Here is a 21205-nt window from a genome sequence, read left to right as displayed (position 1 = left end):
GCGTGCGCCGACGTCCGCGAGTCAGTCGGCGCTCATCCCGCAAGTCACATTCAGAACGGACCCATTCATGGCGCGGGCTCCGCCCTCCGCGAGGAAAACTGCAGTACCAGCGACATCCTCCAATGTGGGCAGTGACTTGCTCGTCGTCAAGGATTCGAGGAAGCCCCGGAACTGTTCTACGGGCATCGGAAGGTCAGGTGTCGAGCCCAATGTGTCGACGATCCGTTGCGCACGTATGCATACGGCGCGAACCCCCGATGGTCCGAGCTCGGCTGCGAGTGTGCGTGTGAGGGCCTCGACCGCTGCGCATGCGGCAGCGAAGCCGCCCACACCGCCGATGGCAACTGTCGACGGAGACGCCGAGAGGGTCAAGATCGTTCCTGACCCTCTCGCCGACATGTGGATGGCTGCCGCTCTTGAAGTCAGATACTGCGTCTTGATCCAGGCGCTGACGGGAGCGAGAACGTCCTCCCAGTGCATGTCCGTGAGGGGGATTCCCTGCACCAGCGGGATGCTCGCGGCGTTCATCACGACGTCGATCCGGCCGGCAGCCTCTGCCACTGCGGCAGCGTGGGCTTCCACCGCTTCGGCGTCGAACGCATCGACGATGTAGGTCGATACTCGGCTTCGGCCCACGTCGCGAAGAGCGTGGGAAAGCCGATGGAGGCTCTCTTGCCGTGGACCGGCTAGATGGAGTTCGGCTCCTCGCCTCGCGAAAGCCGAAGCAACCGCGCCGCCTATAGCTCCACCCGCTCCATGAATCAGGACGACGGGCAGATCAGGCACCCCAGGCATTCGATCTCCTTCGATGAGCATGTGTAACGCTATAAATATACTATACCCGTGACACTACCGGAGCGGGCGCGCAAGCGGCGAGCAAGCTGGCGAGGGGATTCGATGGACGAGCGCGACTTCGAGCCCACATGGGCCGACCTCCTCCAGGCCGTCGGCCAGGGTGCGGCCCACCCCTCCGGCGATCAGCGTGCGACCCTGCTCGCCTATTGGGATCGGGCGCCAGTCGCCGCATACGCGAAACGGTGCGTGATTGCGCACTACTTGGCCGACCTGCACAGCGATCCCCTCGATGCCCTCAGATGGAATCTGGCGGCGCTGGACGCGTACTCGGGTGTGCGCCGTGATGACCTTGCGTCGATCGGCATCGACGATGCGACGTCCTTCGAGCCGTCACTTCATCTCAACGTCGGCAACGACTACTTCATGCTGGGGCGATTCGCCGAGGCCGCACAGCACGCCCGAGCTGCCATGACCGCGCAGGATCAGCCTGCCGCCAGCAGCCCCCTGGCCGCGATGATCGCCCGCGGCGCGATCAGACTGCGAGAACGCGCAGATCAGGCGCTCCAGCAGCGAAGAGAGCTAACCGGGGAGTGACCGTTCTTGACCGTCGAGGGGCCGCTCCAGAAGCTGCCGCAACCATGTCGACTGGGCCTCCAAGAGGGCATGCTCCAGTCCGGCGTCGTGCGTCACATACGGCGAGCGCTGAGCGGGATCAGCCGCGTCGATACGCACAGCGATGTCGCTGAGAGCCCCGTCGATTGCGGCCAACCGATCGGTGAGCGCCGCGCGCACGAGATCGACTTGGAGGAGGTCGGCGAAATGGAGCGCTGCCCTCAGCTCGCCCGTGTCGCCTGTCTCGGGCAGCATGCGAAGTCCGCCCAACAGCAGGGCGTCGTGTTCCTCGCGCCCCGCAATCGTGACGATGTGGCGTGCAGGGTCATTGGAGTCGGCTTCGGTCAGCGACTCGCGCCCCAGGGTCTTGAGCATCGCGTAGACCGATCCCGACCTGAGGCCGGCCCACCGGTCGGCCGCCATCCCGAACAGATAGGACTGCACGTCGTATCCGGTCGCAGGTTCCAGGCGCCGGACGGTTCCCAACACCAGGAGGCGAGTGGTTCGAGCAGGCATGTCCTCATCGTAGTGGACGGAGTACCCAAATTTGGATATCGTGAGTCTATCCAAATTTGGATATCACCAGCGAGAGGGCGCGGAGGAACCATGATGATCAGAGCGAGCGACTTGCGCAAGGAGTTTCAGGACAGGCCGCGAAGCACGCGGGTGGTCGCGGTCGATGACGTCTCCTTCGATATCGCAGCCGGCGAGATTGTGGGTCTACTCGGACCCAACGGCGCCGGGAAGACCACCACGATGCAAATGCTCACGACACTTGCGCGTCCCACTTCCGGCAGCGCTGAGGTCGCGGGCTTCGATCTCGCCGCGCAGTCACGACTCGTTCGCCGTGCGATCGGGTACGTGTCCCAGCGTGGCTCGGCGAGCAGCGAATCGAGGGCCGGCGAGGAGCTCGTCGACTACGGCATGCTCCACGGTCTGACCCGCGCGGATGCCTTGACCGGCGCGAGAGCGCTAGCCGATCGCTACGGGCTGACCGATCTCTGGGAGCGGGGCGTCGGCACGCTCAGCGGCGGTCAGCGCCGGCGCCTCGACATCGCGATGAGCCTCGTCCACGCGCCGCGTCTGGTCTTCCTCGACGAGCCCACCGTCGGTCTCGACCCCGCGTCTCGCGCAGGCCTCTGGGCGCACGTGCGGGAGCTGCGTGACACCGCCGGGATGACGGTGCTGCTCAGCACCCACTACCTCGACGAGGCCGACGCACTGTGCGACCGGCTGCTGGTGATCTCCAAAGGCCGGCTCATCGCCGACGGGCCGCCATCCAAGATCAAGCGGATGATGGGGCCGGACACGCTGATCGTCTCGGTCCCATCGGAGCCAGAGGTCGCCCGTCTGATCCCCCTGTTGCGGGAAGCGACAGGCGAGGAGCCGACCGCCTCGGGTGTCGAGGTGAGCGTGCGCTTCGCTGGCGGCGCCGGTGCGCTGGCAGGCATCCTCAACGCGGCCCACGACGCGTCGCTTCCCGTCGCAAGCGTGGAACTGCGACCGCCATCGCTCGACGAGGCGTTCATCGCGCTCACCACCGAGGAGAAGGCCGCGTGAACGCCCTCCGCGACACATCGGTGATGTTCCGGCGCCAGTTGAGAAGCACTCTGCGCAAACCTGTCTGGCTCGCCGTCGGCCTCGCTCAACCCGTCCTCTACCTCGCCCTGTTTGGTCCCCTCCTCGGAGCGTTCGCGGGGCAGCTCGGCATGAACCCGTACACGCTGCTCGTCCCGGGACTGCTCGTGCAGCAGGCAGTGATCGGTTCGCTGTTCGTCGGGTTCGGCCTCCTGACCGACATGCGCGACGGAGTGCTCGACGCGCAGCGGGTCACCCCCGCCAGCCGGGCGGCGCTGCTCGGCGGACGCACCCTGCATGATGTGGCCGACTCAGCCGCCCAGGGGCTCATCCTCGTCGCCCTCGGATTCCTTTTCGGGATGAAGGCCGACGCGCTCGGCGTCATCGTGGGCTTCCTGCTCGTGCTCCTGCTCTCCGCCGCCTTCTGCGCCGCCGGATACGGCCTCGCGCTGACCCTGCGCAACGAACAGTCCTTCGGAGTGCTCGTCAACTCCGTGTCCCTGCCCGTGCTGCTCCTGAGCGGAATCCTCATCCCGATGTCCGTCGCGCCGTCATGGCTCCAGGTAGTCTCGGCGGTGCTGCCCACCACGCACATCGTCAACGGGGTGCGGGCCGCGTTCGCCGGTGACATCGCCAGCAACGCCGTGCTCATAGGACTCCTCTGGACCGTCGGAATCACGATCGTCGCGTTCGTCTTCGGCAGCCGGGCGTTCGCGCGCGCGAATCGCTAGGAGAAGCCTCGCCGTGCGCGCACCTCCTATTGTCACCCCAGGGTTGACACGCGCGAGGCGCGCGGCAACAATGGCTTGCATGAGTCGTAACCCCAGGGGTGACACGCGATCGACGGACAACATCGAAACGGAATGGCACGCCGTCCTCGCCCATCGACAGAACGATCCGGAAGCGGCGTTGGAAGCGACGATCGCACGGTTGTCCGCCGCCGGGCTCACGCCGCACGACGTCGAGGCCCACCTCATCGATGGCGGCGACGCGCTATACGCGGCAGCGACGTCCGGCGACAGGGACTGGGCCGAAGCATTTGGAGGATCGCGAGCCGTGGCCCTCCTTGCCGCCGAGGTTAGTGCGCTGATGTCCCATCTCGTCGCCCGCGCCGCCGGGGTCCGCGCACTCGGCATCGCGGAGCTCCTCGACGACTACAGCGCCGTCACCGTCGCGCGCGAACTCGGTGTCGCCAGGCAGAAGGTCTATGGCCTCGCGCGCTCGGACCTGAGCACCGACTTCATTCCCACAACACCTTGGAGGACATCGTGAACGACATCACGGAGGTCATCGACCTTCCGCCTGCGAACATCAAGCCACTGCTTCACCCGCTGGACGTCCCAGCGGCCCGCGGCGCCTATCTCGCCTCGTGGTGGCTCCAGCGGGCCGCCTCGCTGCCCGTTGCCTTCCTGCTCGGAGTAGTCCTCTGGGTGTTCACCGGCAATCTCATCGCGCCGATCGTGGGCCCTGTGAGCGTGCTCACGATCGCCATGATCGCAAGTCGCCAGTGCGCGCTTCGCGCCTGGGACTACATCCCCCGCAAGCGGCGGGACCGCTCCGCCCAGGCGGCTCCGGTGCTGCAGCTCACCGCGTCCTTCATCGACGCGCTCGCGCTCGTGACCGGGCTGCTGGTCTTGATCGCATGGCTCTCCACGCACGACGTCCCCGAGCAGGTCGCAGCCTACGCGATCGGGGCAGGCGCCGGCATCGCACTCCTGCAACTCGGCGAGGTGACGGTCGCCGCGGTTCGGAGGCCGCGCGATCGGGTGGTGATCGCATCCCGGCTGCTCGCACTGGCCGCCGTCGCCACCGCCGTGGTCGTCGCATCTACGGCCCTCCTCGGAGGTCGATGGACGACGACATCCGTCATCGTTGCCCTGATCGCCGCAGCGGTGATGATCGCCGTGCAGGTCGTCTGGTGGATCATCAAGGCAATCCCGGCACGCCGACGACACGGCGACAGTGAGGAGCCATGAGCGTCATCACCGTGCGGGGACTTGCCAAGTCGTTTGGAACGAATCGAGCCGTGCGCGACGTGAGCTTCACCGTCGAGCGCGGCGAGACGCTCGGCATCCTCGGTCCCAACGGGGCCGGGAAATCGACCACCGTAGAGTGCATCGGAGCGATGACGAAGCCGGAAAGCGGCACCATCCGGGTCCTCGGGATGAATCCCTTCGCTGAGCCGGTGCCCGTGCGGCGGGCGCTCGGATACCAGATGCAGTCGACGACCCTGCCCGCGCAACTGAGAGTCGGAGAGGCGTTGCGGATGTTCGCGGCGTTCTACCCGGACCCGATGGATGACGCCGAACTGCTGGAGGCTGTCGGTCTCAGCGAGGTCGCGGGACGCGCGTTCGGTGTGTTGTCGGGTGGCCAGAGACAACGCCTCTCGATCGCCTTGGCCCTTGTCGGCCGGCCGCGCGTGCTCATCCTCGACGAGATCACGACCGGACTCGATCCGGAGGGACGCCGCGACGTCTGGAAGCTCATAGAGGACATCCGCGCAAGCGGGGTGACCGTACTGCTTGTGAGCCACGCCATCGACGAGGTGGAGCGGCTCTGCGACCGGATTGCCGTCATCGTCGACGGGCGATCCGTCTACACCGGGACCCCGGCCCAGCTCATCCGGCGCGTCCTTCCCGATCCGGAGATCACCGGTGCGCGTTCCTTGGAGGACGCCTACCTCAAGCTCGTCGCAGAGCAGCGGATGGAGGGCTGATCGTGTCCGGTCCCGTTATGGCACTCACCCGTACGGAGGCGGCGCTGCTGATCCGCAACCCGACAGCCGTGTTCATGGGGCTGGCACTGCCCACGCTGCTGCTGATCCTGCAAGGGTTCGTCATTCCGGGTCTGAGCTCTCCACTGGGCGGCCACGACCCCTTCTATGCGCACCTGCGAGGAATCGACGTGCTCGCGCCTCTGGCGCTGCTCGTCACAATCGCCTCAGTTGCCCTGGTCACCTTCCCGGTCAGCTTCGCCGGCTACCGCGAGACGGGTGTGCTGCGACGCTTGCAGGCGACCCCGGCAGGCGCGACGCGACTGCTGACTGCACAACTCATCACCTGCGCCGTCACCGTCGCGCTCGGGGGCACGATCGCGGTCGCCGTCGCGCTCATGCTGTTCGACGTCCGAGCACCCGCTTCACCCCTTCTGCTGTTGCTTACGACCGCGCTCACGATGCTGGCCCTGTTCGCCGTCGGAGCCGTCATCGCGGGTCGCGTCGCCAATGCGCGTAACGCGAACGGCATCGGTGTCCTGCTGTTCTTCCTGTGCCTGCTCGCGGCCGGGTTGTGGACGCCCGGACCGATGATGCCTGAACTCATGCGGACTCTGACGGCGTTCACGCCTTTCGGCGCAGCTTCGCAGTCGATCTCCGCAGCATGGTTGAGCGGTGAGGTTCCCTTCCTCCAGCTCGCCGTGCTCGCGGCCTGGGTCGCAGTCGCGGGCCTGATCGCCGTCAAGACTTTCCGCTGGCGCTAGACCTCGATCGAGGCTGAGAGTTGCGATCGGAGACTCAGTGCCACAGCATCAACTCGTAGACTCGCAGAACCGCAGGTGGTTCCCGAAGGGGTCGATGACTTCGATGGTGGGCCCCCCGGGAACATCGCGGTCGATTCCGGGGCGGAGGCGAGGATACGGCTTCTCGGAGATGTCGGCATGAAAGGCGGCGGCGCTGGCCACGGGTATCCATGCCGTCGTGCCTGGCACGCCGTCGCCATGATGCTCCGACAGGTCCAGGAGCGTCTCGGCGCGGCGAACGCGCATGTAGAGAGGAAGGCCGGGCTCGAATCGGTGCTCCCACTCGACGGCGAAGCCCAGGTAGTCCAGATAGAACGCTCGAGCCAGCGACTCATCCTGAATTCCTAGCACAGGGATCGCTGCCCTCGACGAAGCATCGGGTGGTGGCGGCGCTCCGATGAGGGCGAACGCTCGGACGGGGAAGGTGCCCACACCGGCGAGTCGCGGGGGTGTCGCTGTGAATCGGATGCCGGTAGCGGGCAACTCGTCGAGGTTCGTCAGATGCTCGACGATCGGAATGCCTGCGGCCAGCAGCGTCGAGTGCGCCGGCCGGTCACGTGCCGGCGACTCGATGTCGTCGATGTTCACCGAGTCGATGCCGACAAGCCGCGCTCCCTTCTCCGCGAGATACTCTGCGCCGGCGGCGGTGAGGAAGGGAGCCTCCTCGGCGTATGCGGGGGAGGTGAAGTGGCGGTCCCACCCGGTGTGGAGCAGAACCGCTCGGCCGGACACCTCCCGGTCCCAGAAAACCTCAGCGGGGATGCCCCTGGTGTGCAGATCGGTGAGATGGAAGACCTCGGCGGGTAGGTCTGCGACGCGTTCGAGAAGAAGGGCATCGAGGTCTGCTCCGTTCTCGTAGCGGTGGAACGGCGAATCCAGATAGGTTCCGGTGTTCCCGACAATGCTGACGTTGTGAATGGCGAACGTCGTGCCGTTGGCGTATCGATCAGCGCTCTGCTCGCGGGAGACCAGCGTGGTGATCTGCGGGCCGGGAAGGCCTGGATACGTGGTCATGCCGCCTCGGATCGTGTGGTTCAGCTCAACGAGGCGTGGACGAGTCTCCCGATCAGCACGTGGGACGCCGCGACTGCCCTTGTGTGCCTCTTCGACCACGGTCAGCTCGCTCAACTCGACAGAGCCGACCATCGTGAGGCCGAGGTGCCGGATGAACAGCTCGCCGATCTGCTCGGGTGTCAGCTCGGACGAGGGAAGGTCGAGCCGGAATCCGTGTGCGTCCAGACTGCCGCCGTTCGCGAACCGCACCGTGGCGTCGAAGTGCACCCGATACTCGACCATGCGGCATCCTCCTCCATCCGTCACGTGTAATATTGATCCTACACGTGACACGGAGGCGGGTGAGTTCCGTGGTTCAGGACGTCATGGGCTCCGATTCCCAACCTGCACCGGGAGAGGCGCCCGCATCACAGAGGGCGGCCGTGGTCGTCGCCCACCTGGCCGACATGCATCTCGACGGAACCGCGCTGCCTCGCCTCAGACTGGAGGCAGTCGCGAACAGGTTGCGCGCAAGCTCCGACGGCATCGACATGATCGTCGTGACCGGCGATCTCGTCGAAGCGACGGAGAGCCCCGATCCGGCGAGCGACTACACGCTCATCGATGAACTGCTCGCATCGATCGCCCCGGTTGTTTGGTGCCCCGGCAACAGCGACGACCGTGTACTGATGGACCGCCGGGGTTTCTCGGATGTGCGAGTGAGGACATAGCGAGTCGTGGCCATCGACTCCAGCGTCGATTCGTCGATCGCGGGCCTCGTGACGCCGGAAGCCGTCTCTCGTCTCCGGCAAGCACTGGCATCGACTCCCGCTGGAGAGCACGTACTTGTCGCACTGCGCCACCCACCCCTTGAACTCGGGCACGCTGCCGTCGATCGATGGCGCGAGTTCGGTGAAACCGGACTGCTTGCCGGTCTCGTCGCGGACTCGCCACAGGTCATCGCCACACTGACAGGGCATACCCACCTCGCGACGTTTTCGTCCTTCGGGGGCAAGCCACTCTTGGTCGCTCCGGGAGTGCATTCCAGCGGTCAACCAGGCATCGAGCACTCGTCCACGCCCGATCGCCTGATCGACGAGCAGGCTGCACCAGCATTCGCCCTGCACCACGTCCACGCGAGCGGCAAGATCGTCACCAACATCGTCCCCGTCCCCATTCGGACAAGGGTGCCCGAGAGCTTGCCGGGTCGACACAGAGAGAGCTCGTGACCAGCCGCGCGAGTAACGGTAAGGTTTGGAGTATTACGTTACACCCGGAGGGGCATCTTGCGATGAAGGCACGGATGACGCACGTTCACACAACCTGCTACATCGACACGTTCATCGCCGTCGCCCCTGACTCGACGGCGCCGGGTGGACTCGTGCCTCCTTCGGGCTCGAATCCCTCGGTTGCAGCACGCACCTTCGAGATGATCGCTGACGCGCCATACCGCCACACATCGGATGACGTCATCTTCACCGTATGGGCGGATCGCAACTCAATCCTGGAGGCGGATCGCGAACGTGCGCGAGAGGAGTTCTTCTCGAAGCCCAAGGCGTGCCTGCGCGCCAGCGACCTGGGCAAGAAGTACGGCTGGGGAGTCCACTCAGACTCAGACGGACGGGTCGCCGTGTATGCACTCGGGTCGGCAGAGTACGAGACGTTCGCGTCTGGACTCTCGCCGTTCACGGGGGCTCCCGTTTCAGTCAAGAACGCGATGCGGTCGGCCAGGCGATAGGCGGTCCGGCCAGTAGCGATCAGACACGGATACTCCACGCGTGACGCCGTAGGATGCCCACGGCGTGAACGGCTTGCATCGGCACGACGCCGTTGCCCAGGGCGGTGAGTTGCTGCGTGTCAGTGAGGCCGTGGGCCGGGTCGGTGACCCAGCCGGTCGGGAGTCCCATGAGCCACTCGACGAACGGCGGCGCTGGACGAGGGTTGGCGCTCTCCGTCAAGAGCGCCGGAGTCGGAGCCGATCGTCCTATGACCTGCTCCCATCGAACGATGGCGCGGGCGTAGCGTCCCCAGCGTCGAAGAGCTGCCCGATCAGGCTCCAGAGGCTCTCCGGCTCCTCTGCTCTCGGATACCCATTCGGGCCGTGGAGGGCCAGGTCGATGATCTGGTGACTGAGCGCGATCGTGCCGCGCCGCGCCTTGACCTGTTGCAGGCTCTCGCCGCCCCTGGCCGCGTCGGAGGCGAGCGGGGTGCGGAACAGCGCGCTGGGCGAGGATGAAGACTCGGAACCGAGGATGTGGTGCACCGACGGCGGAAGCGGGTAGACCGACCCATTGCGTGTCATACCCGAGGTCCACCAGATCGCCGAGCACGGCGCCTGCCGCCCGAAGAGGTCGAGCTGATTCGTCTCCCAGATTCCACGTATCGGATTCCAGGTCGCGAGGGGTTGCATCAGTGCTGGTTGCGTCGGTGGGGTTGCGTCGGTCATCGTCGTGTCCTTCCGGGGCCGGGCGGATCGCGGGTGCGGAGAGCAGTCCGCGGACGTTTTCGATGACGACCCACTCGGGTTGTAGTGCCTCGATCGCGGTCGCCATGTGCGCCCAGAGGCCGGAGCGGGTGCCGGGCGCGAGGCCGACCATCTTCCCCACCGTCGAAACGTCCTGGCAGGGAAACCCGCCGCACAGCACATCGACCGGCTCGACGGTGCCCCAGTCGATCATGGTGATGTCCCCAAGGTTCGGGGCGCTCGGCCAGTGGTGGGCGAAGACCCGGGCGACGGGCTCGTTGATTTCGGAGAACCAGACGGTGCGGGCCTTGAAGACCTCCTCGACGGCGAGGTCAAGCCCTCCGTAGCCGGAGAACAGTGACCCGACTCGCAGCGGCGAGTAAGCGTTCTCGTCGTTCGGCTCGCGCATGAGGACTCCGGCAGATCGGTGATCCCCGGCCGTCGCCGCTACGGCTGCTGACCGGGCTGGTCACCTGCCAGGTGCTCGCTCCGTCTCCCGCGCCCTCCCGAGCCGACCGATCCGTCACCGATCGGAGCCGTCTTCCCGACCTCCCCTCAGAGCCACCACGCGTCTTGCAGATGCGGTTTCGCAAGCCTTGTTCACGTCAGGAGTCACGCCCGCGTCAATCCGCCGAAGTCTCAGGTCGGTCGACCTAGATATGACGGTGCGAGCCTGCTTCCCGAATGCGACTGGAATGGGTGAGATACCGACGCACCTTCCCATATGACGGTGTCGATCATGGTGATGACCACTGGTGATGGGTACCGCTATCTGTTCAACTCGGTCGTGACCTGCGATGGCGACCGCGATGTGGCCGCCGCGTCAACGAGGTGGTGCCGGGAATCTGGAACGCTCCTCTGACCAGATAGCGGGTTGCGCGAGGTTTCGCACCGCAACCCCCGATGCAACCCCTGGTTGCAACGCGAGAGGAGGCGGTCTCGACGCGCGTGACGAGCGCCGACGACGGCTACAGGAATCTACTGCACCCCGTGGGCGTGATGATGCTGACCGGAGCTTTTCGGCGCCGCCGCCCCGCTACTTTGCCGAAGCCGGCCCTTTCCGTCCTCTTGACTCGGCTCCGGCCCCACCCAACTTGATCGAGGCCGCTCATCGCGGGCGTGGAAAACCGAACGGCCGGTGAACGCCACCTTCACGGTCAGCTGGGTTCAGCGGTCGTCTCCGCTCAGCCAACAGCGACGCCGAAGAGCAGGCCGATGAGGTAAGTCGCAATCATCGTCGCTGAGCCCATCACCACGTTCCGGAGGATGGCCCGGCCGCGCGGGGCCCCGCCGAGGGCGGCGCTGATCCAGCCGGTGAGGAACAAGCCGATCACCACTGCAACCGCGGCGATCCAGACGCGATTCTCGCCGAATGGCAAAAGGATCATTACGAGCGGGATGAGCGCTCCCAGCGCGAACGAGACGAATGACGAGACAGCCGCCGCCCAGGGGCTGGTGAACTCTTCGGGGTCGATTCCAAGTTCAACCTCTGCATGGGCTGCGAGGGCGTCCTTCGCGGTGAGCTCGACCGCGACCTGATGCGCGAGGTCGTCCGAGAGCCCACGCTGACGGTAGAAGCCGGCGAGTTCTTCGAGTTCTTCCTGAGGTATGGTCTCGAGTTCCCATTTCTCCTTGGCGATCAGCGCCTTCTCGGTATCGCGCTGGGTGCTCACCGAAACGTACTCGCCTCCGGCCATCGAGAATGCGCCAGCGACCACTGCGGCGATTCCTGCCGTGGCGATCGCGAGAACGTTGTTCGGGGTCGCCGCTGCGACACCGATCACGACGCCAGCGGTCGAGACGATGCCGTCGTTCGCTCCCAGTACCCCGGCGCGCAGCCAGTTGAGTCGCTGGCCGGTGCCCCGGTCGTGAGGTTCGCCGGGATGGGCTTGGGGTGCTGTTTTGCTAGCCATGGCTCGGTGCCTCCATAGTGATTCTCAGTGGGTTCGCTGGCTCTCTCGGCCTGTCAGCGGTGTGCGCTGTGCGCCGTCTGCGTTGGCTCGCGACGCCTTGAGTTTGCGCTCGGCGCGCGGGCCGACGGCGCGCAGCGCGCCCAGGATCGCGACGAGGTCGACGACTTCTTGGAGCCAGGCCCCGATCAACGCGGGAAGGAACCCGAACGCTGCGACGAGCATGAGACCCACGCTGATGATGATGCCGAGCCAGATGCTCTGGAGAGCGATCCGCACCGTGTCCTTTCCCACGCGTACCGCCAGGGGGAGGGAAGCGAGGGTGTCGTACCGGTTCACAATGTCGGCGGACTCGCTCGCGGCGGTCGCGCCCCGAGCCCCCATCGCGAAACCGATATCGGCAGCGGCGAGCACCGGGGCGTCGTTGAGGCCGTCGCCGACCATGATGAGCGGCCTGGGCTGCACCGTGCTCACGATGCGTACTTTGTCGGAGGGCCGGCACTCGGCGTGCACCTCGTCGATGCCGAGGCTCGCGGCGATCGGCTCGGCAGTGGTCGCCACGTCGCCGGTGACCATGAGCGTGCGTTCGATCCCGAGCCCGTGCAGCTCGTGGAGCGCCTGCGCAGCCTCGTCGCGCGTCTGGTCGCGCATCACGATCGCGCCCGCGAAGCGGTCGTCGACGGCGACGTAGATCGCGAGCTCCCCGGGCTCCAGCGGGGCGAGCGCGAGGGTCGGGGCGAACTCGCGGAGCCAGGAGGGCTTGCCTACCCGTACCGTCGCCACCGCACCGTTTGTGCTGTCGGACGCGAACTGCGCGGCGACGCCGTTGGTGGCGATCTCCTCGGCTCCGAGCACTTCCAGCAGCGGATATCCGTGCTGCTTGGCCGCCGCGACGACCGATTCTGCGAGCACGTGGGACGAGTACACCTCGGCCGATGCGGCGAACCGGAGCACGCTCATCTCGTCGAAGCCGGGCTCAGCAAGGATGCGTTCGAGCACGGGCCGCCCGGTCGTGATGGTGCCGGTCTTGTCGAACGCCGCGGAGCGTACCCGCGAGAGCTGTTCGAGAGTGCCGCCGCCCTTCACGATAAGCCCGAAGCGCGCAGCCCGGCTCATGCCGCCGAGGAACGCGACCGGTGCGGCGATCAGCAGGGGGCACGGCGTTGCGACCACCAGCACCTCGGCGAATCTGACCGCCTCCCCGCTGGCCACCCATGCAACGCCCGCGATGACGAGCGAGAGTACCGTGAACGGCACCGCATAGCGATCGGCGAGCCGCACCACTTTCGCCTTGCTGCCCGCGGCCTGCTCGACCAGACGCACGATCTGCTGGTACTCGCTGTCTGAGGCGAGCGCGACAGCCCGCATCGTGACCGCACTCGCACCGTTCACCACTCCGCTGGAGACGCGCTCGCCCGCCACGCGCTCGACCGGCAGGCTCTCACCCGTGAGCGAGGATTCATCGAGCACAGCATGCTCTGACACGAGCACCGCGTCGACCGGTACGAGCGCGCCGGGCCGTACAAGCAGCAGATCGCCGACCTCGACGGCTTCGACCGGCACGTCCTCGGCGACCGCCTCGAGGGTTGAGCGGCCCGCCGGGGCGGCCTCGTCGCGCAGCAGCCTGGTGGCCTGCTGCGGGGCTTTGCGCAGCAGCGCGGTGAGCTCGCGCTTGGAGCGGTTCTCAGCGTAGTCTTCGAGGGCCGCGCCGCCGGTGAGCATGAGCACGACCACGAGCGCGGCCCACGGCTCACCGACGAGCACAGCCGCAGTGATCGCGGTGACCGCGAGGATGTCGAGCCCGGCGTGGCCTTTGAGGAGCTGGCGGATCATGCCGACCGCCTCCCACGCTGCGATCGCCAGCGCATACGCGCCGACGAGCCACGGGGCGGTTTCTCGGGCAGGGGTGGTGAGCAGGATCAGGCCGACCATCGCGATCAGCAGGGTCGCGAACACCAGCGGATACGCCTTGGCTGCGGCAGAAACTCGTCTCACGCTGCAAGCTTCCCAGATCGCGGGCGTCGGCGCATCGCAGGCGGGCCTTGCCTCAGCATGCTTCGGTCTCGGCCGAGGGCGTGGTTCAGAGCAGCAGCGCCCCCAGCCCAGCAGCTCCCAGCACCACCGCCCAGGCGGGAGCCTTCCACGCGGTCAGTGCGACGAATGCCACTGCGACGATTACGAGAGAGTGCGGTCCGGTGACGCCCTCGGTGAACACCGGATCGTACAGGGCCGCCGCGAGCAGGCCGACGACTCCCGCATTCACGCCCTTCAGCGCTCGCTGCACCCTCGGGGCTCGGCGCAGCCGATTCCAGAGCGGCAGTACGCCGATGATGAGGAGGGCCGAGGGGAGGAAGATCGCGACGAGGGCGATCGATGCTCCGAGCGCCCCCGAGGGGCCGCTCGTCGTGACCGCGCCAAGGAAAGCGGAGAACGTGAACAACGGACCAGGCACCGCCTGCGCGGCTCCGTACCCGGCCAGGAACGCGCCGGGCTCTACGAGCCCTGTCTGCACCGTCTCCGCCTGCAGGAGCGGCAGCACGACATGGCCGCCCCCGAACACGAACGAGCCCGCACGGTAGAAGAGGTCGAACAGACTGAGTGCCGCATCTCCTGTCGCTGTTGCGAGGATCGGGAGGGTCACCAGCAGCAGGGCGAACGCGATCAGGCAGCCGATCGAGACGCCCCGGTGCAGGCGCACCGGAAATCGATCCTCAGTCCTGGCGGGTGCCCCGGTGTGCGCGGTGCGCGCAAGGAACAGCAACCCGGCGATGCCCGCGGCGATCATGGCACCAAGCATCGCGAGCGGGCCCGGCACGAGCAGCACGAGCACCATGACCGCGACCGCGATCGTCGCGCGACGAGCATCGGGGGTGAGCGATCTTGCCATGGCGAGCACAGCGTGGGCGACTACCGCGACCGCAGCCGCCTTCAAACCGAGTACCCAGCCCGCCTGCGAGAGATCCCCGCTCGCGCCGATACCGAGCGCGAAAGCGAAAAGCAGCATGGCTGAGGGGAGCGTGAAGCCGGCCCAGGCGGCGAGCATGCCGAGGATACCGGCGCGCTGCAGGCCGATCGCCATGCCGACCTGACTCGACGCCGGCCCGGGCAGGAACTGGCACAGCGCGACGAGATCCGCGTAGGCGCGGTCACTGAGCCATCCTCGCCTCTCGACGAACTCGGTGCGGAAATAGCCGAGGTGAGCGACCGGCCCGCCAAACGACGTCAACCCGAGCCGCAGGAACACGAGGAAGACCCGTCCCGATGAACCCGGGAATGGGCGAGACGCAACTGAATCAGGGAGTCCCATCCCACCAAGTCTGCCGTTGAGCCCGCGCTCTGGAAAGCAACTCGCCAGCTGACACCTAACGTTCATATTGGTTCGCATGACTCCGAAACGCATTTGCCTCCTTGCTCCCGGATCTACCCCGTTCCCCTCCAGTGCTCTCGGCAACAAGATGGAAGCCGTCTGGAGCTCAGGGCTTGAGCCAAGCCTCGGATTCCTACCTATCGGATGTGACGGTTTCGATGCGCGTGATGAGCGCCGGTGACGGCTACAAGTATCTGCTGCGCTCCGTCGTTGCAGGCGACGGCGACCGGAGCCTTTCGACGCCGCTGACTCGCTACTATGCCGAGGTCGGGAATCCTCCCGGCAGCTGGCTCGGCTCTGGCCTCGCCCAGCTCGGCGAAGGTCGCATCACTCCCGGCGAGGAGGTATCGGAGCAGCAGCTCCAGCTCCTCATCGGGATGGGCTGCGACCCGGTGACAGGCGACCCGCTCGGCCGCGCCTACCCGGTGTACAAGACCCCGGCCGAGCGCATCGCCGAGCGTGTCGAGGCTCTTGACGCGGATCTCGGCCCGGCCTCGCGTGCGGAAGCGATCGCCGAGATCGAGGCCGAAGAACACGGACGCGGAACGAGGAAGGCCGTCGCGGGATACGATTACACGTTCTCGCTGCCGAAGTCGGCGTCGGTGCTGTGGGCGGTCGCTGACGCCGGAACCCAGGCGCTCATCGCCGAAGCGCATCACGCGGCGATCGCCGAGGTGATCGACTTCATGGAACGAGAAGTCGCCGCGACCCGTGTTGGCATGACCGGCGCCGACGGTGGAGCGGTCGCGCAGGTCGATACCTTCGGTCTCGCCGCGACCGCCTATGACCACTACGACTCCCGTAGTTCCGACCCTCACCTTCACACGCACGTCGTCGTGTCGAACAAAGTGAAGACCACGCTGGACGGGCGGTGGCGGTCTTTGGATGGGCGGCCGATGCACGCCGCGACCGTCGCGCTCTCCGAACTGCACGAGGCGATCATCGCCGACCACCTCACCCGACTGCTCGGAGTGGAGTGGGAGGCGCGGGATCGCGGCCGCGACCGCAACCCCGCCTGGGCGATCTCGACGGTGCCGGAAGAGCTCGTGCTCGAGTTCTCCACCCGCGCCCGCCAGATCGACGCCGAGAAAGACCGCCTCATCGCGGAATACGTCGAGAAGCATGGGCGGCAGCCCTCGGCCGCGGCGATCATCAAGCTCCGTGCTCAAGCCACGCTGTCCACCAGGCCCGAGAAGCAGGTGCGATCCCTTGCCGACCTCACGACCGAGTGGCGCAAGCGCGCCACAGCACTGCTGGGGCGGGACGCGTCGGAATGGGTGCGAGAGGCGATCCCGGCAGCACCCGCACGGGTGCTGCGCGCCGACGACCTTCCCTTGGATGAGATCGAGAAGATCGGCCGCGCCGTGATGGAGGCCGTTGGTGAGAAGCGGTCGACCTGGCACCGCTGGAACCTGACCGCCGAGGCCGCACGGCAGACGATGGAGTACCGCTTCGCGACAACACGGGATCGCGAGGCCGTCAGCGGGATGGTCGTCGATGCCGCCGAACACGCCTCGCTGCGACTGACTCCGCCGGAACTCGCGTCGACGCCGGCCCGGTTCCAGCGTCCGGATGGGTCGAGCGCGTTCCGCCCCCGCCACGGCATCCTGTATTCCTCCGAGGCGCTGCTCGATGCGGAGAAGCGGCTCCTCGAACGCTCCCGAACCCTGACCGGCCCCGAGCTCCCGCTCGCCCTCATCGAGAAGGTCACGAGACGCCCGGACAGGGAGGGGCGGATGCTCGGCTCTGACCAGGCCGACGCGCTCACACGGATCGCGGTCTCAGGCCGTCAGCTCGATCTCCTCGTCGGCCCGGCCGGCACCGGGAAGACGACCGCGATGCTCGCGCTCCGCACCGCCTGGGAACAGCAGCACGGCACCGGCTCCGTGGTCGGACTCGCCCCGTCAGCGGTCGCTGCGGAAGTGCTCGCCGGAGATCTCGGGATCAAGACCGAGAACACTGCACGGTGGTGGACGCTACACATCATGACCGGCAGCACCTTCCAGACGGGTCAGCTCGTGATCGTGGACGAGGCGAGCCTCGCCGGCACCCTCGCACTCGACCGCATCACCGGGGCTGCGGCGAAAGCCGGCGCGAAGATTCTGCTCGTCGGCGACTACGGGCAGCTCCAATCCCCGGCAGCGGCAGGTGCGTTCGGGCTCCTCGCCGGCGACCGCCCTGACACCCCGGAGCTTTCCACGATCCACCGCTTCACGCACGAATGGGAGAAGACCGCATCGCTACGCCTCCGCCTCGGAGAACCCGATGTGATCGATGTCTACCAGGACGCCGACCGGATCATCGGCGGCACCACCGACGACATGACCGCCCGCGCCTACGAGGCGTGGAGGGCGGACCGTGAAGCCGGGATCGAGTCGATCCTGGTCTCGGACTCCGGCGAAGCGGTTGCAGCGCTGAACCTGCGCGCCCGTACCGAGCTCATCCTCGCCGATGTCGTGAACCCGCTCCGAGGCGAAGTCACGCTGAACGGCGGCGTGCAAGCGGCTGTGGGTGACACGGTGATCACGCGGAAGAACGAGCGGAAGCTGCGCACCCGGTTCTCGTGGGTGCAGAACGGGAACAGGTGGACGATCACGAAAGTGCGCCCCGACGGATCAGTGACCGTGCGCCCTGCCGGCCCAGGCCGTGGCGAGTCGATCGTGCTCCCCGCCGACTACGTCGCCCGGCACCTCGACCTCGGCTACGCGGTGACCTCCTACCGGGCGCAGGGCATGACGGTGGACACCTCGCACGTCCTGGTCGACCCATCTATGACGCGGGAGAACCTGTACGTCGCGCTCACCCGCGGCCGGGACGCCAACCTCGCCTACGTCGCAACCGACAAGCCCGACGACTCCCACCCCGGCGACAACACCGAAGCCACCGCGAGGTCGATGCTGTTCGGGGTGCTCCAGCACGGCGGCGCCGAGCTCTCCGCCCACGAGACCATCACCGCCGAGCAGGACGCCTGGGCGAACATCAGCCAACTCGCCGCGGAGTACGAGACGATCGCCGCCGCAGCCCAACACGACAGGTGGGCGAGCCTCGTGCGCGCATCAGGGCTCACCGACGACGACGCGGACGCCGCGATCAGCTCCCCAGCGTTCGGCGCCTTGACTGCCGAGCTTCGCCGTGCCGAGGCCAACCACCATGACATCGAAACCCTGCTACCGCGACTCGTACGAGCGCGCGGATTCACGGATGCCGACGACATCGCCGCTGTCCTCCACCACCGCGTGACTCGCGCCACCGCCCGCCCCGCCGGGTCCGGCCGCGCCCGTATGACGCCCCAGCTGATCGCCGGACTCATCCCCGAAGCCACCGGCACCATGAGCGGCGAGTTCCGGCAGGCACTCACCGAACGACGCGACCTCATCGAGACCCGCACGGCCGCGATCCTCGACCAAGCCCTCAGCGATGGCGAGACCTGGACGGCCGCCCTCGGCACGCCGCCGAAAGACGAACGAGCCGCTGCGACCTGGCGGCAGCACGCCCGCACCGTGGCCGCCTACCGCGACCGCTACGGCTACGGCTACGGCATCACCGCTCTCACCGCGTTCGGTGTCCCGTCGGAGAGCACCGCACAGAAGGTCGACGCCGCCCGCGCTTGACCGGGCGCGCGACCTGACCCGACAAGGCGAGACGACACCGCTACGGGCCGCCCGACGAGAAGCGCCAGGTCGGACCCTCTGAAACATCTGCTACGTGTCGCCGCCGAGTCGTACAGTACGGACGAGGCAGCTTTCTCCTCCACAATGGCGCTCTCACGGGCAGGCCGGAATCGGCCACTCCCTGACGCACTGTCTCGCTCAAGATCCGTGCGACGAGAGGACAGTGCCATGTTCCGACTGCTCTGGGCCGCTAGCGCCCACACCCGCTACTACTGCGGCGCTACATACCGACCAACATCGCGCTCGACGCGATCCGCACCCGCCGCGGCTTGAAGTGGGGCGTACCCGCCATGCTGCTCGCCGTCCCATACCTGCTCGCCGCGAGCATCTGCACCAACCTGATCGCCGACAGCGGCCCCGGCTGGCTCAACCTCATCGTCCTTTTGGGCGTGTGGAACGCGATCAAGTTCCTAGTCATGGGGCCCGTCTGCCTCGTGCTCCTGGTTCGCGTCCGCGTCCGCGAGGCCGTCGCACGGCGTCGCGCCCGCGCCGAGCAAATGACTCCCGACGACTCAGGGGATCGAGCTGAGCTGGTAACGGTCTAGTGCCATAGGTCATCAAGGACAAGGCGCTCGCCTATGCGAGCGCCTTGTTCGCGGCTGCGACGAGCGACCCCCAGGACTTCTGCTCACCGTCGGTCAAAGCATCAGCACCGTTGGTAGCGAGCCAGCGGACAAAAGCGCGAGCAAGCTTCCACTTCGATACTCCGGTGTGTTCGTCGGCCAGAATCTCCATGATCGGCCGCTGCGACTGCGCTGCGATCGTAGAGACACTGTCCCATCCACACTCGTCTCGTGCGACGAGGCCGAGGCTGACACGAAGCAGGTCCTCAATCTCGGCTCGCTGAACCCCGGTGAGGTGATCGCCGGTTCGCAGAATTCGCTTGCTGGTAAGGAGTTGCCAAAGTGCTTCCTGTTCCGCTGCCTTGTCACCGGCGGCGTCCGAGTCCAGCAACGCGGCAACCTTCAAGTCCTGGCTGGTGAGAATCGTGCTGTAGTAGACGACCTTGCTGGCGCTACCCGCCGGCACGAGCGCGATTCCGTCGTCCAGCGTGGCGCCGCCTTGCGCGGCGAATGCCGAGTTCAGGGCTTCGACGTAGAGCAGGTCCGTCACGCCCTCGACCACCAGATTCTTCTGGTGTGTGAACATGCTCTGCGCAAGGTCGTAGCCCAAGGCTGCCTGGAGGGGGTAGATCGACTTCGGATCATCGACCGCGAGGCGAGTGTGGACTTTCGTTCCCGTCTTCCGATCGGTCATTTCGACTATGCGAACTAGATCGAGTTCATCCGAGCCGACCATAAAGGGGGAGTGGGTCGTGTAGAGAATCTGGTTCCCCTCAGCGAGCCGCGAGACGGTCTTGCGGAACTCCTGCTGCTTCAGCGCATGAAGACTCAGGCCGGGCTCGTCCAGAAGGAGGATCGCGTCCATCAAATCGTCCTTGGCCTGTGCATGGAAGACGACGAAGAACGAGACGAGCCAGCGGAAACCCTCGCTCCGCTGATCCAACTCGACGGGAATACCGAGTTCGTCCTCGACCAAGGTCTGGAGGTATTGGCCGTCTACATCCAAACGAATGGTCAGCCTGTCGTCGTTCCAGACTCTCTGGATCTCCTCGGTGAGCCGCGCTCCCGCAGTCTGGAGTGCCCTCTTTCGCTCAGTGACGCGACGTTCGTGAGCGGCCAACTCCTCCTTGTACTGATTCTGGACGTTGACATCGTTGTCGTAGTTTTGCCCCCTCTCGGGCGCTTCGGATGCCATGTCGGACAGCTCCTTGGCAGTGAATCCGAGGAACTTCAGCAGTTGCAGGTTTCCAAAGTCGTAGTCCATGTCGATCTCGCCAGACGCTTCGCGTTCGGCCAATCGATTGAGGTGAATGCGCGGTCGGACCGCGAAGTACGAGGAGTAGTAGACGAAAGGAGGCATGCGAGCCGCCAAGTGCTTGCCGATCTTGTCGAGCGCAAGAGCACTCTTGAGCGTGGCGCTCAGCGCATCCCAATGGGTTTCGGCAGCAGACCCCTCCGCGAACAACGGCAAGGCGGCATCAAGGTGCGTCGTCAGTTCGGCGGCTACTTCACCACTGATCGCGGCATCTGAGGCTCGTGCGTCTTTCCAATCCGATATCGCCTTGGCGGCTTGCTTCGCCTCCTCGTCGGCTTGCTTGTTCATCGCGCCTGCCCTGCGTGTCAAGGTGAGTTGAGACCATCGGTTCATAGCAAGTCCGCCTGACGCAGGGCGAGGAACGGGTTCGATTCGATGTCTGCTGTTGCTGTGATCGGCCAGGATGGCCTGATGGATTCCT

At 66.4% G+C, this 21205-nt stretch carries 20 protein-coding genes and 1 pseudogene; 11 read left to right on the top strand and 10 right to left on the bottom strand.

The genetic code is table 11. The annotated features are described in order from the left end of the window. Positions 1–21: 21 nt before the first annotated feature. Positions 22–795, bottom strand: a complete 774-nt coding sequence (locus WBP48_RS17130; RefSeq protein ID WP_424441960.1) for an SDR family NAD(P)-dependent oxidoreductase — start codon at positions 793–795, stop codon at positions 22–24. Positions 796–843: 48 nt separating this feature from the next. Between WBP48_RS17130 and WBP48_RS17125 the strand changes: the two genes are divergently transcribed. Beyond that, complete coding sequence (locus WBP48_RS17125) at positions 844–1389, top strand: hypothetical protein (protein WP_424441942.1); 546 nt, start codon at positions 844–846, stop codon at positions 1387–1389. On the opposite strand, the gene WBP48_RS17120 is transcribed toward WBP48_RS17125, so the two are convergent. Further along, complete coding sequence (locus tag WBP48_RS17120) at positions 1375–1923, bottom strand: hypothetical protein (RefSeq protein WP_424441941.1); 549 nt, start codon at positions 1921–1923, stop codon at positions 1375–1377. The genes WBP48_RS17125 and WBP48_RS17120 overlap by 15 nt on opposite strands. A gap of 90 nt (positions 1924–2013) precedes the next feature. On the opposite strand from WBP48_RS17120, the gene WBP48_RS17115 reads away from it, so the two are divergent. The 6 genes from WBP48_RS17115 (at position 2014) to WBP48_RS17090 (ending at position 6462) form a co-directional block, all read left to right on the top strand. Further along, positions 2014–2967, top strand: coding sequence for an ATP-binding cassette domain-containing protein (locus tag WBP48_RS17115; RefSeq protein ID WP_424441940.1), 954 nt, complete (start codon positions 2014–2016; stop codon positions 2965–2967). Continuing rightward, complete coding sequence (locus tag WBP48_RS17110) at positions 2964–3716, top strand: ABC transporter permease (protein ID WP_424441939.1); 753 nt, start codon at positions 2964–2966, stop codon at positions 3714–3716. The genes WBP48_RS17115 and WBP48_RS17110 overlap by 4 nt, the downstream gene beginning before the upstream one ends. A gap of 79 nt (positions 3717–3795) precedes the next feature. Further along, a complete protein-coding gene (locus tag WBP48_RS17105; protein WP_424441938.1) occupies positions 3796–4257 on the top strand; it encodes a hypothetical protein in 462 nt (153 codons plus the stop codon). Beyond that, positions 4254–4961 (top strand): hypothetical protein, encoded by a 708-nt coding sequence (locus WBP48_RS17100; RefSeq protein ID WP_424441937.1) that lies wholly within the window; start codon positions 4254–4256, stop codon positions 4959–4961. Before WBP48_RS17105 ends, WBP48_RS17100 begins: the two co-directional genes overlap by 4 nt. Next, the gene (locus WBP48_RS17095) at positions 4958–5701 is read left to right on the top strand and encodes an ABC transporter ATP-binding protein (RefSeq protein WP_424441936.1); all 744 of its coding nucleotides are present in this window, start codon (positions 4958–4960) and stop codon (positions 5699–5701) included. Before WBP48_RS17100 ends, WBP48_RS17095 begins: the two co-directional genes overlap by 4 nt. Positions 5702–5718: 17 nt before the next feature. Beyond that, positions 5719–6462: an ABC transporter permease gene (locus tag WBP48_RS17090; RefSeq protein ID WP_424441935.1), complete on the top strand. Its 744-nt coding sequence runs from the start codon at positions 5719–5721 to the stop codon at positions 6460–6462. Between the two features lie 48 nt (positions 6463–6510). Here WBP48_RS17090 and WBP48_RS17085 read toward each other — a convergent pair whose 3' ends face one another. After that, positions 6511–7797 (bottom strand): glyoxalase superfamily protein, encoded by a 1287-nt coding sequence (locus tag WBP48_RS17085; protein WP_424441934.1) that lies wholly within the window; start codon positions 7795–7797, stop codon positions 6511–6513. Positions 7798–7880: 83 nt separating this feature from the next. Here WBP48_RS17085 and WBP48_RS17080 point away from each other — a divergent pair, with 83 nt between their 5' ends. Continuing rightward, entirely contained in the window at positions 7881–8225 is a 345-nt protein-coding gene (locus tag WBP48_RS17080) for a metallophosphoesterase (RefSeq protein ID WP_424441959.1), read from the top strand. Between the two features lie 572 nt (positions 8226–8797). After that, positions 8798–9232 (top strand): DUF6157 family protein, encoded by a 435-nt coding sequence (locus WBP48_RS17075; protein ID WP_424441933.1) that lies wholly within the window; start codon positions 8798–8800, stop codon positions 9230–9232. A 19-nt stretch (positions 9233–9251) separates the two neighbouring features. Here WBP48_RS17075 and WBP48_RS17070 read toward each other — a convergent pair whose 3' ends face one another. From WBP48_RS17070 to chrA, 6 genes and pseudogenes are all read right to left on the bottom strand, one after another. Further along, the gene (locus tag WBP48_RS17070; protein WP_424441964.1) at positions 9252–9401 is read right to left on the bottom strand and encodes a hypothetical protein; all 150 of its coding nucleotides are present in this window, start codon (positions 9399–9401) and stop codon (positions 9252–9254) included. A 77-nt stretch (positions 9402–9478) separates the two neighbouring features. Next, positions 9479–9940: a hypothetical protein gene (locus tag WBP48_RS17065; protein ID WP_424441963.1), complete on the bottom strand. Its 462-nt coding sequence runs from the start codon at positions 9938–9940 to the stop codon at positions 9479–9481. A 46-nt stretch (positions 9941–9986) separates the two neighbouring features. Continuing rightward, positions 9987–10367 (bottom strand): annotated as a pseudogene (locus WBP48_RS17060) (DNA cytosine methyltransferase); the annotation flags it as partial. 775 nt (positions 10368–11142) lie between these two features. Then, positions 11143–11871 (bottom strand): VIT1/CCC1 transporter family protein, encoded by a 729-nt coding sequence (locus WBP48_RS17055; RefSeq protein WP_424441932.1) that lies wholly within the window; start codon positions 11869–11871, stop codon positions 11143–11145. 24 nt (positions 11872–11895) lie between these two features. Then, positions 11896–13863, bottom strand: coding sequence for a heavy metal translocating P-type ATPase (locus WBP48_RS17050; protein ID WP_242133871.1), 1968 nt, complete (start codon positions 13861–13863; stop codon positions 11896–11898). An 85-nt stretch (positions 13864–13948) separates the two neighbouring features. Then, positions 13949–15175 carry a chromate efflux transporter gene (gene chrA, locus WBP48_RS17045; protein ID WP_424441931.1) on the bottom strand — a complete coding sequence of 409 codons (1227 nt, stop codon included), beginning with the start codon at positions 15173–15175 and terminating at the stop codon, positions 13949–13951. Positions 15176–15402: 227 nt separating this feature from the next. Here chrA and mobF point away from each other — a divergent pair, with 227 nt between their 5' ends. Both mobF and WBP48_RS17035 read left to right on the top strand, forming a co-directional pair. Further along, positions 15403–18846 carry a MobF family relaxase gene (gene mobF, locus WBP48_RS17040; RefSeq protein ID WP_424441930.1) on the top strand — a complete coding sequence of 1148 codons (3444 nt, stop codon included), beginning with the start codon at positions 15403–15405 and terminating at the stop codon, positions 18844–18846. Between the two features lie 350 nt (positions 18847–19196). Beyond that, on the top strand, positions 19197–19451 hold the full coding sequence (locus WBP48_RS17035; protein ID WP_424441929.1) for a hypothetical protein: 255 nt from the start codon (positions 19197–19199) through the stop codon (positions 19449–19451). 31 nt (positions 19452–19482) lie between these two features. Here WBP48_RS17035 and WBP48_RS17030 read toward each other — a convergent pair whose 3' ends face one another. Next, complete coding sequence (locus WBP48_RS17030; protein ID WP_424441928.1) at positions 19483–21072, bottom strand: ATP-dependent nuclease; 1590 nt, start codon at positions 21070–21072, stop codon at positions 19483–19485. Between the last annotated feature and the right edge of the window lie 133 nt (positions 21073–21205).

This window comes from Microbacterium sp. (assembly GCF_049661145.1).
Classification (GTDB): Bacteria; Actinomycetota; Actinomycetes; order Actinomycetales; family Microbacteriaceae; genus Microbacterium.
The sequence above is the reverse complement of the archived record's forward strand: the minus strand, read 5'-3'. Positions and strand labels throughout refer to the sequence as shown.

Coding starts and splice junctions, on each gene's coding strand:
- WBP48_RS17130 (WP_424441960.1), bottom strand. CDS start 795: ATGCCTGGGGTGCCTGATCTGCCCGTCGTCCTGATTCATGGAGCGGGT.
- WBP48_RS17120 (WP_424441941.1), bottom strand. CDS start 1,923: ATGCCTGCTCGAACCACTCGCCTCCTGGTGTTGGGAACCGTCCGGCGC.
- WBP48_RS17115 (WP_424441940.1), top strand. CDS start 2,014: ATGATGATCAGAGCGAGCGACTTGCGCAAGGAGTTTCAGGACAGGCCG.
- WBP48_RS17105 (WP_424441938.1), top strand. CDS start 3,796: ATGAGTCGTAACCCCAGGGGTGACACGCGATCGACGGACAACATCGAA.
- WBP48_RS17095 (WP_424441936.1), top strand. CDS start 4,958: ATGAGCGTCATCACCGTGCGGGGACTTGCCAAGTCGTTTGGAACGAAT.
- WBP48_RS17090 (WP_424441935.1), top strand. CDS start 5,719: ATGGCACTCACCCGTACGGAGGCGGCGCTGCTGATCCGCAACCCGACA.
- WBP48_RS17085 (WP_424441934.1), bottom strand. CDS start 7,797: ATGGTCGAGTATCGGGTGCACTTCGACGCCACGGTGCGGTTCGCGAAC.
- WBP48_RS17080 (WP_424441959.1), top strand. CDS start 7,881: ATGGGCTCCGATTCCCAACCTGCACCGGGAGAGGCGCCCGCATCACAG.
- WBP48_RS17075 (WP_424441933.1), top strand. CDS start 8,798: ATGACGCACGTTCACACAACCTGCTACATCGACACGTTCATCGCCGTC.
- WBP48_RS17070 (WP_424441964.1), bottom strand. CDS start 9,401: ATGGGACTCCCGACCGGCTGGGTCACCGACCCGGCCCACGGCCTCACT.
- WBP48_RS17065 (WP_424441963.1), bottom strand. CDS start 9,940: ATGACCGACGCAACCCCACCGACGCAACCAGCACTGATGCAACCCCTC.
- WBP48_RS17055 (WP_424441932.1), bottom strand. CDS start 11,871: ATGGCTAGCAAAACAGCACCCCAAGCCCATCCCGGCGAACCTCACGAC.
- chrA (WP_424441931.1), bottom strand. CDS start 15,175: ATGGGACTCCCTGATTCAGTTGCGTCTCGCCCATTCCCGGGTTCATCG.
- mobF (WP_424441930.1), top strand. CDS start 15,403: ATGAGCGCCGGTGACGGCTACAAGTATCTGCTGCGCTCCGTCGTTGCA.
- WBP48_RS17035 (WP_424441929.1), top strand. CDS start 19,197: ATGCTGCTCGCCGTCCCATACCTGCTCGCCGCGAGCATCTGCACCAAC.
- WBP48_RS17030 (WP_424441928.1), bottom strand. CDS start 21,072: ATGAACAAGCAAGCCGACGAGGAGGCGAAGCAAGCCGCCAAGGCGATA.